The organism is Streptomyces sp. DSM 118878 (assembly GCF_052936595.1).
Map to the genome: position 1 here is coordinate 1162729 of NZ_CP193622.1, position 14695 is coordinate 1177423.

Genomic DNA, 14695 nt, shown 5'->3' on the forward strand with positions numbered 1-14695 from the left:
CGTTTTGCCTTCATCCGTGAGTGTGATGGACGGATGCGCGTCCGCCGGGACGGGCAGAGGTAGCTGCGGCAACCTTCCCACCTGAAGAGGAACCCGTAGATGCGTCTTCACTCCGCCTTCCCCACCGTGCTCGGCGCCGCCCTGCTCCTGGTCGCCGTCCCTGGTTCCGCTTCCGCGGCAACCGGGCAGTTCCGCTACTCCTACGAGACCGTCGAAGGCCACGAGGCCAGCGGCTTCCTGCGCAACCCGCCCAACGGCCGGTGCATCAATCTCCACGGTGTCGGCCAGGAGAACCCCCAGCCCGGCCATTCGCCGAAGAACCGCACCGACGCCTGGGCGACGGTCTTCACCGACACTGACTGCGAAGGCGACACCTTCCGCCTCCGACCACACACCGGCGGAGCGTCCGAGCGGCTGAAGGTGCGCTCGGTCATCTTCAACTGAGTGCCCGTGCGCCAAGCTAGCCGTCGCGGGCCTCCAGTGCCGCCTGAAGCCACTGCGCGTCGAGCGGAGCTGTCGGCCGCCAGTTCGCCCACGTCACCGCCCGGATCCATGTCGGCGTGGACGCGGGCGAGACATCGTGGCCGCCAGCCGCCTGGTACAGCTCGGGTGCCGGGTTGCCGAAACCTTGCGCAGGTCGGCGTCCATGGTGCCCGCCTTGTCCCGGCTCACCGGGCGGCCCGTGACGGCAGCCACGCCGCCGTCGGCGCGGGTGTGCCCGCAGGCCGGTGGGAGGCGCTGGTCTGTGGCCGCACGCGTTTCCTCGCGCGACGCCACCTGGGTGAAGAGGCTTCGTACTCGGCGGTTCGGCGTGCGACGTACCGCCGAACGCCTCGCCCCGTCACCCTTTCCATGGTCGGCACCTCCAGCGCGGCGTCCAGAATCCGCTTCCTGCCTGATTAGGTCCGCGATCTTGGGTTCCGGCGACTCCACGTCCGGCGGTTCCCGTTCGCGGCCGTCACTCGGTCGGGCTCTTCGAGGGCTTTGTTTCGCCCAGCATGTGGCAGATCCCGGCCTCGACGAGGGCCTTGTTCGCTGTCGCGGCCCTCTCCTCCTTGATGCCGAAGTTCGTGCTCGTCAGGACGGCGACGCTGCGGCGGCCGCTCACATCGGTGTAGATCTCGCTGGAGTAACCGGGCAGGCCCCCGGTGTGGCCCCACACGGTGCCGCAGGGGGTGTTCACCTTCATCAGGCCCAGTCCGTATCCGCCCCCTTCCTCAGGGGCATCGACGGTGGTGCGCATCTGCTTCATCTGGGCCTTGGGCAGGAGCTCACCGGACACCAACGCGGTGAGGAAGCGCTGCCAGTCCTGCGCGGTGGAGACCATGCCGCCTGCCGCCCAGGACCAACTCGGGTCGATGGCGGCGGTGTCGATGTTGCCCTTGGGACGTTCAGGGCCGACGAATCCGACGCCTTCGGGCAGGTCCACGGTCCCAGAAAGGAGGGCCTTCAGACGCTCGGCATTCGGCTCGTAGCCGGTCACGTGCTGCGTGCCGTCCTCCCAGTCGGCGTTCGTGGCCAGGAACGAGTTCTTCATGCCGAGTGGCTTGATGATCTTCTGCTCGATCAGCTCGGCCAGGCTGTTGCCGGTGGCCTTCTCCAGGATCAGTCCGAGCGCCTCGTAATTGGCGTTGCTGTAGGAATACTTCTCACCGGGTTCGGCCGGCGGGTCCTGCGCGGGGGTGATGGCAAGGAGTTCCTCCGGCTTCCAGGTGCGCTTTTGCCGACCCGTGAGGGATCCCAGGAACTCCGGCGTCAGCAGGAAGTCGCCCAGGCCGCTGGTGTGGTTGAGCAACATCCGTACGGTGATGTCCCGGCCGCCCTTGACCAGTCCGGGCAGCCACTTCTCCACCGAGTCGTCAAGGCCGATCCTGTTGTCGGCGACCTGTTGCAGGACGAGCGTGGCGGTGACGGTCTTGGTGTTGGAGCCGACCCTGAACTGGTCGCCGACAGCGAGGCGGTGCTCGTCCTTCGTCCAGGCGGCCTGCCGGGCGATCTCCACGGCCTCCCCTCTGCCGGTGTCGACGCGCACGATCACTCCCAGGGAGCCCGTGTCCGCCGCCTTTTGCGCAAGGTCGGTCAGCTCCTTGCCGGCCGTCGCGTTCGCCGAGTTCTGCCCGGTCGGGGGCTTGGCCGCGTCCGACTGCGGCTCCGAGCAGCCCACGAGTACCGCACCCATACAGGCCGCCAACCCCGCGGCCAGCGCTCTGTGCTGGATTCGTTGGCGGTGGGACAAGACGTATGCGGACATGGCAGTTCCCTTCGGCGCATGACGGTTGCTTCGTGCATCGAGGGCCCCGGACATTCACCCGTCGTGTGGGTACCGGCCGGACCTGCGCACAGCGACCATTCAGCCAGCGAGAGCTGCCCGGCACATCACTCGATGGCGGGCTTCCCGCGGGCGCCGACTCACTCCAAGGAATGACCGGGACGGCTGCGGCGATCCGCTGCCCCGTCCACCGCCGTCGATCAGGACAGCGTGTTCCGGGCAAGTACCGCCGCCTGGGCCCGGCTGTGGCAACCGGTCTTCATGAGCATGCGGCTGACGTGCGTCTTCACCGTGTGCAGGCTCACGACGAGCCGGTCGGCGATCTCGGCATTGCTCAACCCGCCCCCGACCAGCCGCAGCACATCACGTTCCCGTTCGGTGAGGCCTTCCAGCCGGGCCAGTTCCTGGTCACTGGGCCGCCGCCGGCCGCTGAGGTGGCCCTCGATGATCCGCCGGGTCACCGCGGGGCTCAGCGCGCTGTGGCCTGCCGCCGCGGCACGGACGGCTCCGGTCAGCTCTTCATACGAACTGTTCTTCAGCAGGAATCCGGAGGCTCCGGCGGCCAGCGCGTCATCGACGTACTCATCCAGATCGAACGTCGTGAGCATGAGAGCCCGGCTGCGCCCCGGCCCAAGCAGTCCCCGGCGGCCCAGCTCGGCCAGCGCCCACAGTCCGTCGCGGCGCGGCATACGGACGTCCAGCAGCAGCACGTCCGGCCGCAACCGCGCGCACGTGTCGACGGCCTCCTCGCCGTCGGCGGCGGTGCCTGCCACAGCGAGGTCGGCCTGACTGGCCAGGATCGCGCTCAGTCCGGCGCGGATGACCGGCTCGTCGTCCACGACGAGCACACTGATCTGCTCAGGCACCGGCGTTCTCCAGCGGCATCGTGGCCACGACGCGGAAACCGCCGTCACCTGTCGTCCCTGCGGCGAGCTCTCCGCCCAGCGCACCCACCCGTTCCCGCATGCTGATCAGGCCGAGCCCGACCCCCGCACCGGCCGTGCCGCACCGCGTACCGCGCCCGTTCACCACCTCGCACCGCAGCTCTCCGGTGACAGCGTCGAGGGTCAGCCAGACCGGCGCCCCAGGCGCGTGACGGCGGGCGTTGACCAGCGCTTCCTGCACGACGCGGTAGCCCGCCAACTGCACCGGCCCCGGCAACGACCCCAGTCCGGTCCCCGCCCGCACCTCAACCGTTCCGCCCGCGGCACGGTGACTGTCCAGCAACGCGTCCAGCTCACCGAACCCGGGCACCGGCTGGAGCGGGGCCGTCTCCGCGGGGTCACGCAGCATCCGCAGCAGGTCACGCAGCTCACCACTGCTCTGCCGGGCCGCCGCCGCCAGCCCGTCGACCTGGGTACGGGCCCAACCCGGCAACTCGTTGCCGCGTGCCCGCAGTATCTCCGCATGCACGACGAGCAGGGTGAGCGAGTGCGCGACCACGTCGTGCATCTCCCCCGCGATCCGTGCCCGCTCCCGCTGGATCGCCTGCTCCGCCTCCAGGGCCCGTGCCCGGCTCGCGTCGGCCGCCCGCTGCTCCGCCGCGGCGAGCAGCGCCTGCCGGGTACGTGCGGCGAAACCCATCGCCCACGCCAGGGGCATGGGTGCCAGCGCGGCGAGGACGTCCAGACCGCCCTGGAATTCCCCGGAATCGGTCGTCATTCGGTTCAGCCACAGACCGGCCACGGCCAGCACGATGCCGCCGACCACCGCGAGCACGGTCCGTTTCCCACTGGCGCACCGCCCACCCAGGTTGTAGAGCAGCACGGCAAGGGGAAGAAAGACCAGCGGGGACAGCTTGGCCCCCTCGCCCGCGCTCCCCACCAGCGCCGCCATGAGGGCCCCGAAGCCCACGACGAAGGCGGTGGACGGCAGCCGCCGCCGCAGCGTCAGGGCCACCACGCCGACCGCCTCGTACCCCATCAGCGACACCCATGCCGGTCCTGAACCGTCCACGTACGGCTGCGACAGCAGCGGCGGCAGGAACGTCAGTACGACCAGCCCGGCATCACCACTCCACCTGGGCCATCTGTCGTCAATCACTCTCATTCATCGCACACTACGAGCCCGCGCACGGCTCTTCGTCACTCCAAAGAACTACCACAGCTGGTCCACAGTTCATCGCCGTCAAAGCCGAGCCGGTTGGGGTGTTCGTCGCCAGTGGCCCCGTCGGGCTGTTGCCTGGTGGCGTATAGTCACCAGGTCGCGAAAAACGATGTCCGCGGGCCCACCCGCCGGACATCGCTCGTACATCGATGCAGATGGTTCTGATCGTTGAGCGTCTTCTTGCCGAGATCGGACGTCCCGTCCGCTCTTGGCGCTGACCATCGCCGACGCCGACGCGCGTCGGCGCGACGAAGGATCTCAGCATGCAGAAGACCATCGTCATCGTCGGAGCGGGACTGGGCGGACTGACGCTCGCCCGGGTGCTTCAGGCTCACGGTGTCACCACGACGATTTACGAGGGTGAGGCTTCGGCGACGGCCCGTGCGCAGGGCGGCCTGCTCGACATTCACGTAGAGACCGGACAGGTCGCGCTTCGCGCAGCCGGTCTCTACGACGAGTTCCTCACTCTGGTCCGCCCGGGCGAGGACGCCAAGCGCGTGGTCGACCGCCACGGCACGATCCTGTTCGATATGCCCGCGGACCCCGGTTCGGCCCGTCCAGAGGTGGATCGTGGCGAACTCAGGCGCCTGCTCATCGACTCGCTGGCGCCCGGGACGATCAAGTGGGGGCACAAGCTCACCTCGGTCCGGCACCGTGTGGAGGGTGGCTACGACCTCACCTTCGCGGAAGGTTCCGCCACGCGCGCAGACATCGTCATCGGCGCGGACGGCGCCTGGTCGAAGGTGCGTCCGCTGCTCACCCCCGCCAAGCCTCTCTACAGCGGAACCTGCTTCATCGAGATCGCCCTCGCCCCGGGCCGCCAGGAATGTCGGGAGAGCGTGGCCGCGATCGGCGGCGGCACGCTGATGGCGGTCGCGCCGGGCAAAGGCATCATCGGCCATCGCTACGCCGACGGGCATGTGCGCGGATACGTGGCGCTGAACAAGCCCGAGGGATGGATGAGGTCGATCGACTTCGGCGACCCGTCCGCGGGCCTGCGTCAGCTTGCCGACGAGTTCGATGGCTGGTCGCCGCTGCTTACCGCCTTGGTGACCCAGAGCGACGCGGAACCGTGGCTCCGACCCATCTATGCCCTGCCGGTGGGCCTCACATGGGACAGGGTGCCCGGCGTGACGCTCGTCGGCGACGCCGCGCATCTGATGTCGCCCTTCGCCGGCGAGGGTGCGAACCTCGCCATGTACGACGGCGCTGACCTGGCGGGCAAGCTGGTTGAGCAACGCGACATCGAGGTCGCGCTCACCGCCTACGAAGAGCGGTTGTTCCTGCGTAGCAGCGACGTCGCCGGCCGCTCGGCGAAGAACCTGGAGATCTTCTTCGGTCGGGAAGCACCGCAGAGCGTAGTCACTCTGTTCGATCACTAGATCGTGCGGTGGCCGCACGAGTCCCCTCTGAACAACCCGCAGGCACGTACCCCATGGGGCACGGGGCGAGGCTCACCCCAGGCAGATCTCCGCCGGATGTCAACGGCGGTAGCTGGCTTTGGTGTGGACGCGTTCGCCCTGGGGTCCAAGGATGCTGAGGAATTCCACAGGGTGTTCGTCGGCGTTGCCGAACCAGTGCGGGAGGTGGGTGTCGAATTCGGCGACTTCGCCGTCGGTGAGGATGAAGTCGTTGTCGCCGAGCACGACGCGCAGGCGGCCCCGAAGGACGTACAGCCAGTGATAGCCCTCGTGTGAGACCCGCCCTCGTGCCCCCCCCGACCCCCGCCGACACCCACCACACCCAAGACGCCGTCCTGCGAGCAGTACGCCTGCCGGCAGACGGCTCCTCGTCGACCGGAGGACACCACCGGGGTGGTCGGTCTGGGCGGAGGCGGTGACCGTCGGCCCGCTACCCACCCTCATCTCTTCGCAACAGGCCTTACTGCGTGGCTCCCGTGTCCACGTGGAAGGGGTACGTCCCGACTTCGACGAACGCGTCATGGATGGGCAAGATGAGCGAGGTCAGGCGGCGGACGTTCGCTTCACCGATCGGTGTCCACAGTGCGGCGCAGTGCTCGTCGGTCTCGGTCTCCATCTGCTCGCGGGCCGCGATGCCCGCGTCGGTCGCGGTGCCGTCGGAGTTGAGCCAGCCACGTTCGGCGAGACGGGTCACTGACGCGGCCACCTCCTCGTCGTTCCACAGCCGGGTGGCACGTGCGATCGCTTCCGGGAAATGGCCTGTCGCGCTCTGTAGTACGTTGCAGTCGCACGGTCCGATGCCGTTGGCGGCGAGCACGGTGAAATGCGCGTCGCCACGCCACTCGCGCACCACTGTGAGCTGCTGCCAGAGTGCGACGAGCGGATCGGAGGGGAGAGGGATCGAGGCGTTGGCTGCGGCCATCGTCTTCCCGGCGTAGTCGGCGCGCGCGACGACTGGGTCGATCAGCGACCGCGCCTCCGCGATCTGATCGGCGGTGAGGTCGACGCCGACGCGCTGCACCGCACGCTCGACGGCTGCGAAGCGGGCGGCCTGCCACTGCTGGGGCGTTGCAGTGTCCCACACGCCTGTCATGGCCCGCACCGCCTGTGGGCTGAAGTTGTAGAAGGCGGCGAGCGTGACCTGCCATGGGGCTGGACCCATCGGGGCCGAGCGGAACGCGAAGTATGCCGGCCCGTCCTCGCTCACGCCGAGTTCGGCGGCCTCTTCCGGTGCCTCGGGGATGAAGTAGATGAAGAGGTGGGCCGCGTTGATGGTGAGGCTGACCTCACGGACGGCGTTCATGTCCCTATCGGTGTGGCCAAGGGTGCTGGTGAGATGCATTGCTGAGTGTCTCCTCGCAGGTCGAAGGACCAACGTCGGGTGGGCGCGGGCACGCGGGGCGGGGGGGGCAGGGCTGCTCGGGCTCGGTGATCCGTGCGTAGATGGCGCCGAGTTCCTGCACTTCGATACGGACCGTGTCTCCAGGTGCCAGGTAGGGGCGCCGGCCGGAAAGCTCCTGGATGCAACCGGTACCCACGGGCCCGCTGGCGAGGATGTCGCCGGCGCGCAGCTCGGTGCCGCGGGAGGCGTGTGCCAGCAGCTCGCCGAACGACCAGTGGATCTCGTCCCAGCTGCCGCCGCCGTAATGCTCGCCGTTGACGTATCCATCCATCCGCAGCGCGTAGCCCTTGCCCGAGCGGTGGGTCTCCAGCTCGTCGGGGGTGATGAGGAAGGGGCCGAGGCTGGTCGAGGCGTCCTTGCTCTTGGACGGGCCGTAGACGAACCCCATCTCGCCTGCGGAGATGTCGCGTGCGCTCCAGTCGCAGTAGACCAGGTAGCCGGCGATGTGCTGCTCGGCCGTAGCGGCGTCGAGGTTCGAGCAATCACTGGCGATCACAGCGGCGACCTCGACCTCGTAGTCCCACGACTTCGCACCCGGGGCGACGGGGATGTCGTCCTGCGGCCCCTTGATCGCCGCCGGGTTGGAGAAGAAGAAGCGCGGAGACTCGTACCAGGCCGGGCTGACCGTGCCGTCACCGATGGCTGCCTTGCCCGCGTTGCTGACGTGGCGCTCGAACGCGGCGAAGTTCCGGACGGCCGGGGGCACTTGTAGCGGTGCCAGCAGGTGGGCCGTGGCCAGCTCGACGATATCGGTCGGTTCCCCGGATACGGCGGACGCAAGCCCGCCGTCGGCGCGCAGCAGCTCCAGCAGGTCCGTACCCAGGGCGTGGATCTTGTTGCCATGCACCACGCCGCAGCGTGTGGAGCCGTCCGCGGATCGGTAGCTGACCCACCTCATCGGGCAAACACCTCCCGGGTACAGGCGTAGAGCCTTCGTGCGTCGGCGATGGAGGAGGCGTGGGGGTCCATGGGTTTGCCGGTCGCGCGAAGCCGGGTGATCGCAACGCTCTTCATGCGGTCACCGTCCGCGCGAACTTGACGATCTCCTCGACAAACAGCTGCGGCTGCTCCAGAGCCGCGAAGTGGCCGCCTGCGGGGATGTCCTCGTTGAAGTAGCGCAGGTCGCGGTAGGCGCGTTCGGCCCAGACGCGCGGGGTGCGGGTCAGCTCGTCGGGGAAGACGCTGACGCCCACGGGTAGGTCCAGCCGCGTCACAGTGAGCGGCTGCCGGGCCTGCTCCCAGTACAGGCGGGCGGCGGAAGCGGCGGTGCCGGTGAACCAGTACAGGGAGATGTGATCGAGGATCTCGTCGCGGGTGAGGGTGTCGGGCCTGGCCCAGTCGAGGAACTTCTCGTAGATCCACGCGGCCTGACCGGCCGGGGAGTCGGCCAGGGCGTAGCCGATGGTCTGCGGCCGGGTGCGCTGTACGACGTGGTATCCGGACTGGACGGCGAGGAAGCGGCCGCCCTGTTCCAGCGCGGCCTTCTCCTCGGGGGTCGGGTCGTCGCCGACCGGTGGTGCGGCGAGGAATTCGGGGAAGTTGACGTGGATCGCGCGCAGGCCCGCAGGGCGCTGCGCCCCCATACGGGTCGCCACGACACCGCCCCAGTCGCCGCCTTGGGCCAGGTAGGAGTCGTAGCCGAGGCGCTGCATGAGCACGCCGTACGCGCGGGCAATCCGGTCCGGGCCCCAGCCGGTGGTGGTGGGGTGGTCGGAGAAGCCGTAGCCGGGCATCGAGGGGATGACGAGGTGGAAGCCGTGCTCGGTGAGCGGACCGATGGTCTTGAGGAACTCCAGGAACGAGCCCGGCCACCCGTGAAGCAGCAACAGGGCAGTGGCGTCGGGGCGCGGCGAGCGCACGTGCAGGAAGTGGATGCCGAGACCGTCGATGGTCGTACGGAACTGGCCCAGCTCGTTGAGCTGCCGCTCGAGCTTGCGCCAGTCGTAGCGAGTGGCCCAGTAGTCCAGCAGCTCCTCAAGGCGCTCCCGCCGCACCCCCTGACTGCTGTCCGGCACGGTCTCCCAGTCAGGGAGGCGTACCCGGACGATTCGGTCCTTCAGATCCTCAAGGGCGCTGTCCGGGATGTCGATGTGAAACGGTGTCACGCTGTTCGTCGTCATGATTGCCACGGTGCGGCCGCCCTGCGCTCGCGGTCCAATGAATCTTGCGCAGCACGTCATACGAGATGCGCATAACGCCAGGTAGAATGGGGTCGTGTCCGATCCCTTCCCCGCGCCCGTGGACCTCGACCTGCGTCTGGTGCAGTCCTTCACGGTGGTCGCCGAACACCAGCACTTCGGCCGGGCCGCCGAGGCGCTGCACACCACACAGCCATCGCTGAGCCGGCAGATCCGCCGCCTGGAACAGCAGGTGGGCGCCCGTCTACTCGACCGCACGACACACGGGACCCGGCTCAGCGAGGCCGGCGAGATCTTCCTGCCCCAGGCCAAGGGACTGCTGCGCGCCGCCGTCGAGGCGATGGCCCGCACCCGGGCCGCGGCCCGGCCCGGCAGCATCACCATCGGCTACACCCGAGGGCTGATCATCACGCCGGCCGTGCGCGCCCTGCGCGAAGACACCCCCGACGCCGAGGTCCACACCCGCCTGCTCGCCTGGAACGACTCGCGCGCCGCGCTGCTGGATCACCGCGTCGACGCGGTGGTGACACGACTGCCGTTCCCCACCGACCAGTTGCACATCACCGTCCTCTACGACGAGCCGCGCGTGCTGGTCGTGCCGCGGGATCACCCTCTGGCCGACAAGGAGTCGGCCACCCTCGACGACATCGCCGACGAGCCGATCCCCCACGTACGTCAGTCCGACCCGCTACTCAACGCCTACTGGCGGCTCGACCCCCGGCCCGACGGGCGACCCGCGCCCGACGGCCCCCTGGTCGAAGCCCTTGAGGACAAACACGAACTCATTGCCGCCGGACAAGCCGTGGCCATCGGACCGCCCCTCGACCACGCCACCGGCCTGCACCCCAGCCTCACCACCATTCCGCTGCACGGGATCGAACCCAGCCAGGTCGTACTCGCCGTGCGCACCGGCGACCGCAACCGCCTGGTCACCGCTTTCCGTAGACATGCCGAAGCGCGGCTCACCGGACCCCGCCCTTGGGAACCTCGTTGAGGGCGTGCGGGGCGCATGCGACGGCAAGCGTCGCCGTGCTGCCCAACTGTCACTCAGCTCACCGCACGTCCAGTAGCACCTTCCCGCGCGCCCGGCGCTGGTCGAGTTCGAGCAGCGCCTGCGATGCCTGATGGAGCGGGAAGCGTCGCCCCAGTATCGGCGAGAGCTTTCCGGCCAGCAGGAGCGGCAGCAGTTCGGCCCACTGCTCCCGCAGAAAGGTGGGCTGCTCCGCCCAGAACGCGCCCCATCCGATCCCTGAGACATCGAGATTCTTGCGCATGAGGCTGTCGACCTTGACCTGGGGTACATCTCCGCCGACGGCGCCCACGACGAGATAGCGGCCCTCGCGGGCAAGGCTGTTCAGCGAGCCGGTGAGCCGGTCGCCGCCGACCGGGTCCACCACGAGGTCGACACCGCGCCCGCCGGTCAGCTTCCGCACGCCTTCCTCGAAGTCACCGGCCAGCAGCACCTCGTCGCTGCCGGAGGCTTTCACCGTATCCATCTTGTCCGGTCCGGACACGACCGCGATCACCCTGGCGCCGAGCGCGGCGGCCAACTGCACCGCAGCGGTGCCGACGCCGCCCGCGGCCCCGTGCACCAGGACCGTGTCGCCCGGCTTCAGACGTCCCCGGCGCACCAGACCGAAGTGCATGGTCAGATAGTTCATGGGCAGCGCTGCACCCGTGTCGAAGGAAACGTCGTCGGGAAGCGGGAAGACCGCTGCCGGCGACACAGTCACCGTCTCGGCATACCCGCCGACCCCTGGGAAGGCTGCGACACGCTGCCCGGCGGTCAGGCCGGCGTCCGACGGCGCGGACCGTACGATCCCCGCGACCTCAGCACCCGGGACGAAGGGCAGCGTTCGCCGCAGGTGGTACTGCCCGCGGCTCTGCGCGACCTCCGGGTAGGACACGCCGGCGACATGCACATCGATGACGACCGAGTCGGCTCCGGCTGTCGGTTCATCGACCTCGACAACTTCTACCGCGGTGGGACCGGCGTGGCTGGTGATACGGACGGCACGCATGACTGCTCCTGGAACGGGACGGCAGGATGGCAAGGCACGGTTCCCTCTCGTGCCTTGGTTCTCTTTGAGAACCGTGAGTATCGTGGCTCGTCTGCCGCACCCTGATCAATAAGGCACTTTCTGGTATCCCGGTTCCCTGGAGGTAACGATGACCGCGTCCAGCGGTCGCCCGCATCAAGATGCGGGCCGGGCCCGCGTCGTCCTGGGCATGGTCGGGGACAAATGGTCCCTGCTGGTTGTCTGCCATCTCGACCAGGGCCCCCGCCGTTTCACGGAACTCAAGCGCGCCGTCGACGGGATCAGCCAGCGCATGCTCACCGTCACCCTGCGCAGCCTGGAACGGGACGGCATCGTGACTCGAACCGTCCACAACGTCATGCCGCCGCACGTCACCTACCGGCTCACACCCATGGGCAAGACCCTCTACGAAGCCACTACCCCGCTCCTGCGGTGGACCGTCGAGCACCTGGCGCACATCGACGCCGCCCGCGCGGCCTACGACGCACGCGCCGACGCCCCGCCGGCCGGGGCCGTTCAGCCTGAGCACCGACAGAGTGTCCTGAACCGAGCGATCACTGAGCGGGACGGAACCGGCGTACCGGGATCCGGCCGGGCCACCGGCGGGGCGACGGAGTAGTGCGCGCTCGCAAGCCATACCCAGGCGACCCGGCCGACGATCTTGAGGGGCGCATGGACACGCGCCCTGGCCGTGCCGCCCGTCCCGTGGGCGGGTGAACAGCGGACGAGTCGGCTTCCCACGATGGTGGGAAGCCGACTCGTCGTGTGGTGCTTCAGTTGGTCTTGGCGTGGGCCGGTCGACGGGGCCGCAGCATGAGCGCTGCCAGGGTGGAAGCCAGCAGTGTGAATGCTCCGGTGGTCAGGAACGCGGCGCGGGCCCCGGGGACGAACTGGCCGGGTATGGACCCGGCGGCGTAGACCGCGACGATGACGGCGAGTCCGATGGCGCCGCCCAACTGCTGGACCGTCTGGAGCAGACCGGAGGCCGATCCGGCGTCCTTCGGCTCGACTCCGCCCATCACCAGGGAGGCGGCCGGCATGAAGGTCAGTCCGGCCGAGACGCCGTTGATCAACAGTGGGCCGAGGACCGCGGTAACGTAGCCGCTGGTCGTGCCGACGTTGCTGAGCCAGACGTAGCTCGCGGTCAGGCCGAGGGTGCCGGTGATGAGCAGCGGTGCCTGTCCGAAGCGAGCCACCAGCTTCGGGGCGATGCGTGCCATGGCGAAGATGCCGAGGGTCATCGGCAAGAACGCGGCCCCGGCGGCGATGGGACCGAAGCGCATCACTCCCTGGACGTACTGCACGACCAGGAAGAAAGTCGCGATCTGGGAGCCGAAGACAAGGGTCGTCACGGCGAGAGCACCGATGCGGCGTCGGTCACGCAGCAGGGATGGCAGCAGCATCGGGTTGGCGACTCGGCGTTCGGTGACGGCCAGTGCGGCCAGGAGCGCAATGCCGCCCGCGAGCCGGCCGATGGTCTGCGCGGAGACCCAGCCGTGGTCGGGGACGCCGATCAGTGCCCAGACGACAGCCATGGCCGCGCCAGTGGCGCAGAGCGCGCCGATGAGGTCGAAGCGGCCGGGGTTGCGCGGGGTTTCGGTGACGAACCGCGGGGCGAGGGCGAGTACGGCGAGGCCGATGGGGACGTTGATGAACAGGGTCCAGCGCCAGGAGCCGACTTCGGTGACCACGCCGCCGAGCAGGAGACCGAGGGTGCCGCCGCCGATACCGACGGCGGAGAACAGGGCAAGGGCCCGGTTGCGTGTCGCGTCGTCGCGGGCGCCGGTGGTGACCAGGGCGAGGACGCTGGGTGCTGCGAGTGCCGCTCCGATGCCCTGAGCCGCACGGGCCGCGATCAGCACTGCGGGGGTTTGGGCGAAGCCACCGAGCAGTGAGGACGCGGTGAAGACGGTCAGGCCGATGAGGAAGACACGCCGTCGGCCGTAGGTGTCTCCGAGCCGGCCACCCATCAGCATCAGACCGCCGAAGGCGAGGGTGTAGGCGTTGACGACCCAGGACAGGGAGGCCGGGCCGAGGCCGAGGTCGGCGCCGATGCGGGGCAGAGCCACGTTGACGATGGTGCCGTCGAGGGTGAGCATCAGCTGCGCGACGAGCACGATCATGATGCCGATCGTCGCCCGGCGGGCATTCCGGAGTGCCTTGGCGGGGAACTCAGCGGTCGCAGTCTGCGGGTGGGCGGCAGGGATGCTGCGAGGTGTGGACATGGCGAGGTCCTGTTTCTGGCCCCTGGATGGGCCGACAGAGGGTGAGCAACTGCGCAGCGACGGTCGATCCTGGCTGCGTCGACAAGGCCGGGCTGAGGGAGGGGGTGTGGGCGGGGGTGTGGGCGGGGTGTCAGTGGGGTGCCAGTGGTGGTGTCAGCGGGGGCGACCGGACGCCCAGCGAGCACGGTCGCTGGGCGCACCTGCCACCGCCGGTTATTCAGACCTGCGCCATGCCGCCGTCGACGAAGAGCTCGACGCCGGTGATGAAGCTGGAGGCGTCGCTCGACAGGAACGCCGCGGCCTTGCCCATCTCGCGGGGGTCGGCGATCCGCCCGGTGGGATTGCCCTCGCCCATCTTCCGGACCGCGGCGGGGACGGCGTCGGCGCCCTGCGCCATGCCGAGGGCGCGCCGCAGGGACTCGGTGTCCACGGCGCCGGGGCTGAGGACATTCATACGGATGCCGGAGCCCTTGACGTCCTGGATCCAGGACCGGATGAAGGCGCGCACCGCGGCCTTGGCGCCGCCGTACAGGCCCATGCCGGCCGGGGGCTGGATGGACGCGGTCGAGCCGATGATGACGATCGTGCCGCCGGTCGGCAGCAGCGGTATCGCCGGCTGGACGGTGAACAGGACGCCCTTCGCGTTCACGCCGAAGGTCAGGTCGAACTGCTCTTCCGTGATCGCGCCGAGCGGAGCGTGCGCGCCGATGCCGGCGTTGGCCACGACCGCATCAAGGTGTCCGTGCCGTGCGACGACCTCTCGGTAGACCGCTTCCATGTCCGCGAGCTTGGTGACGTCGGCCGCGATGCCCGAGGAGTTCGGGCCGATCGTGGCGACCGCTTCGTCCAGCGGCTTCTGCTGGAGGTCGGTGATGACCACGCGGGCGCCCTGGTGCACGAATTCCTGGGCGATCCCCAAGCCGACGCCGGACGCGCCTCCGGTGACCACGGCGACTTTACCTTCGAGCGGGAGGCTCATCGTTTTCCCCTCTGCATGAGTTGCCCGCACCATGCGGACGACGGCGGCATCTGCTCTACACTCGTAAGTGGAGGCATCGCCGCTTCTGCGACTGTAAGCGGGGACGCCTCCACTTA

At 69.1% G+C, this 14695-nt stretch carries 13 protein-coding genes and 1 pseudogene; 4 read left to right on the forward strand and 10 right to left on the reverse strand.

Annotated features, from left to right (window positions below; all coding sequences use genetic code 11):
* Positions 1-99: 99 nt before the first annotated feature.
* Positions 100-444, forward strand: a complete 345-nt coding sequence (locus ACRAKF_RS04850) for a hypothetical protein (RefSeq protein ID WP_447035555.1) — start codon at positions 100-102, stop codon at positions 442-444.
* Between the two features lie 514 nt (positions 445-958).
* Here the strand turns inward: ACRAKF_RS04850 and ACRAKF_RS04855 are convergent.
* From ACRAKF_RS04855 to ACRAKF_RS04865, 3 genes are all read right to left on the reverse strand, one after another.
* A complete protein-coding gene (locus tag ACRAKF_RS04855) occupies positions 959-2251 on the reverse strand; it encodes a serine hydrolase domain-containing protein (protein ID WP_447035556.1) in 1293 nt (430 codons plus the stop codon).
* A 218-nt stretch (positions 2252-2469) separates the two neighbouring features.
* Positions 2470-3135: a response regulator gene (locus ACRAKF_RS04860; protein WP_447035557.1), complete on the reverse strand. Its 666-nt coding sequence runs from the start codon at positions 3133-3135 to the stop codon at positions 2470-2472.
* The gene (locus ACRAKF_RS04865) at positions 3128-4309 is read right to left on the reverse strand and encodes a sensor histidine kinase (protein ID WP_447041813.1); all 1182 of its coding nucleotides are present in this window, start codon (positions 4307-4309) and stop codon (positions 3128-3130) included. The genes ACRAKF_RS04860 and ACRAKF_RS04865 overlap by 8 nt, the downstream gene beginning before the upstream one ends.
* Before the next feature lie 329 nt (positions 4310-4638).
* Between ACRAKF_RS04865 and ACRAKF_RS04870 the strand changes: the two genes are divergently transcribed.
* Positions 4639-5757: an FAD-dependent oxidoreductase gene (locus ACRAKF_RS04870; protein ID WP_447035558.1), complete on the forward strand. Its 1119-nt coding sequence runs from the start codon at positions 4639-4641 to the stop codon at positions 5755-5757.
* A 99-nt stretch (positions 5758-5856) separates the two neighbouring features.
* On the opposite strand, the gene ACRAKF_RS04875 is transcribed toward ACRAKF_RS04870, so the two are convergent.
* From ACRAKF_RS04875 to ACRAKF_RS04890, 4 genes are all read right to left on the reverse strand, one after another.
* The gene (locus ACRAKF_RS04875) at positions 5857-6318 is read right to left on the reverse strand and encodes a cupin domain-containing protein (protein WP_447035559.1); all 462 of its coding nucleotides are present in this window, start codon (positions 6316-6318) and stop codon (positions 5857-5859) included.
* Positions 6257-7138, reverse strand: a complete 882-nt coding sequence (locus tag ACRAKF_RS04880; protein ID WP_447035560.1) for an SCO6745 family protein — start codon at positions 7136-7138, stop codon at positions 6257-6259. The genes ACRAKF_RS04875 and ACRAKF_RS04880 overlap by 62 nt, the downstream gene beginning before the upstream one ends.
* Positions 7104-8096 carry a fumarylacetoacetate hydrolase family protein gene (locus ACRAKF_RS04885; RefSeq protein WP_447035561.1) on the reverse strand — a complete coding sequence of 331 codons (993 nt, stop codon included), beginning with the start codon at positions 8094-8096 and terminating at the stop codon, positions 7104-7106. The genes ACRAKF_RS04880 and ACRAKF_RS04885 overlap by 35 nt, the downstream gene beginning before the upstream one ends.
* A 112-nt stretch (positions 8097-8208) precedes the next feature.
* Positions 8209-9318: an epoxide hydrolase family protein gene (locus ACRAKF_RS04890; protein WP_447035562.1), complete on the reverse strand. Its 1110-nt coding sequence runs from the start codon at positions 9316-9318 to the stop codon at positions 8209-8211.
* Positions 9319-9412: 94 nt separating this feature from the next.
* Here ACRAKF_RS04890 and ACRAKF_RS04895 point away from each other — a divergent pair, with 94 nt between their 5' ends.
* Complete coding sequence (locus ACRAKF_RS04895; RefSeq protein WP_447035564.1) at positions 9413-10330, forward strand: LysR family transcriptional regulator; 918 nt, start codon at positions 9413-9415, stop codon at positions 10328-10330.
* Between the two features lie 58 nt (positions 10331-10388).
* Here the strand turns inward: ACRAKF_RS04895 and ACRAKF_RS04900 are convergent, their stop codons facing one another.
* Positions 10389-11357 (reverse strand): NADPH:quinone oxidoreductase family protein, encoded by a 969-nt coding sequence (locus tag ACRAKF_RS04900; protein WP_447035566.1) that lies wholly within the window; start codon positions 11355-11357, stop codon positions 10389-10391.
* Between the two features lie 148 nt (positions 11358-11505).
* On the opposite strand from ACRAKF_RS04900, the pseudogene ACRAKF_RS04905 reads away from it, so the two are divergent.
* Positions 11506-11883: pseudogene (locus tag ACRAKF_RS04905) on the forward strand (winged helix-turn-helix transcriptional regulator); the annotation flags it as partial.
* Between the two features lie 265 nt (positions 11884-12148).
* Here ACRAKF_RS04905 and ACRAKF_RS04910 read toward each other — a convergent pair.
* On the reverse strand, positions 12149-13600 hold the full coding sequence (locus ACRAKF_RS04910) for an MFS transporter (protein ID WP_447035567.1): 1452 nt from the start codon (positions 13598-13600) through the stop codon (positions 12149-12151).
* Between the two features lie 217 nt (positions 13601-13817).
* Positions 13818-14579, reverse strand: a complete 762-nt coding sequence (locus ACRAKF_RS04915) for an SDR family NAD(P)-dependent oxidoreductase (RefSeq protein WP_447035568.1) — start codon at positions 14577-14579, stop codon at positions 13818-13820.
* Positions 14580-14695: the final 116 nt, after the last annotated feature.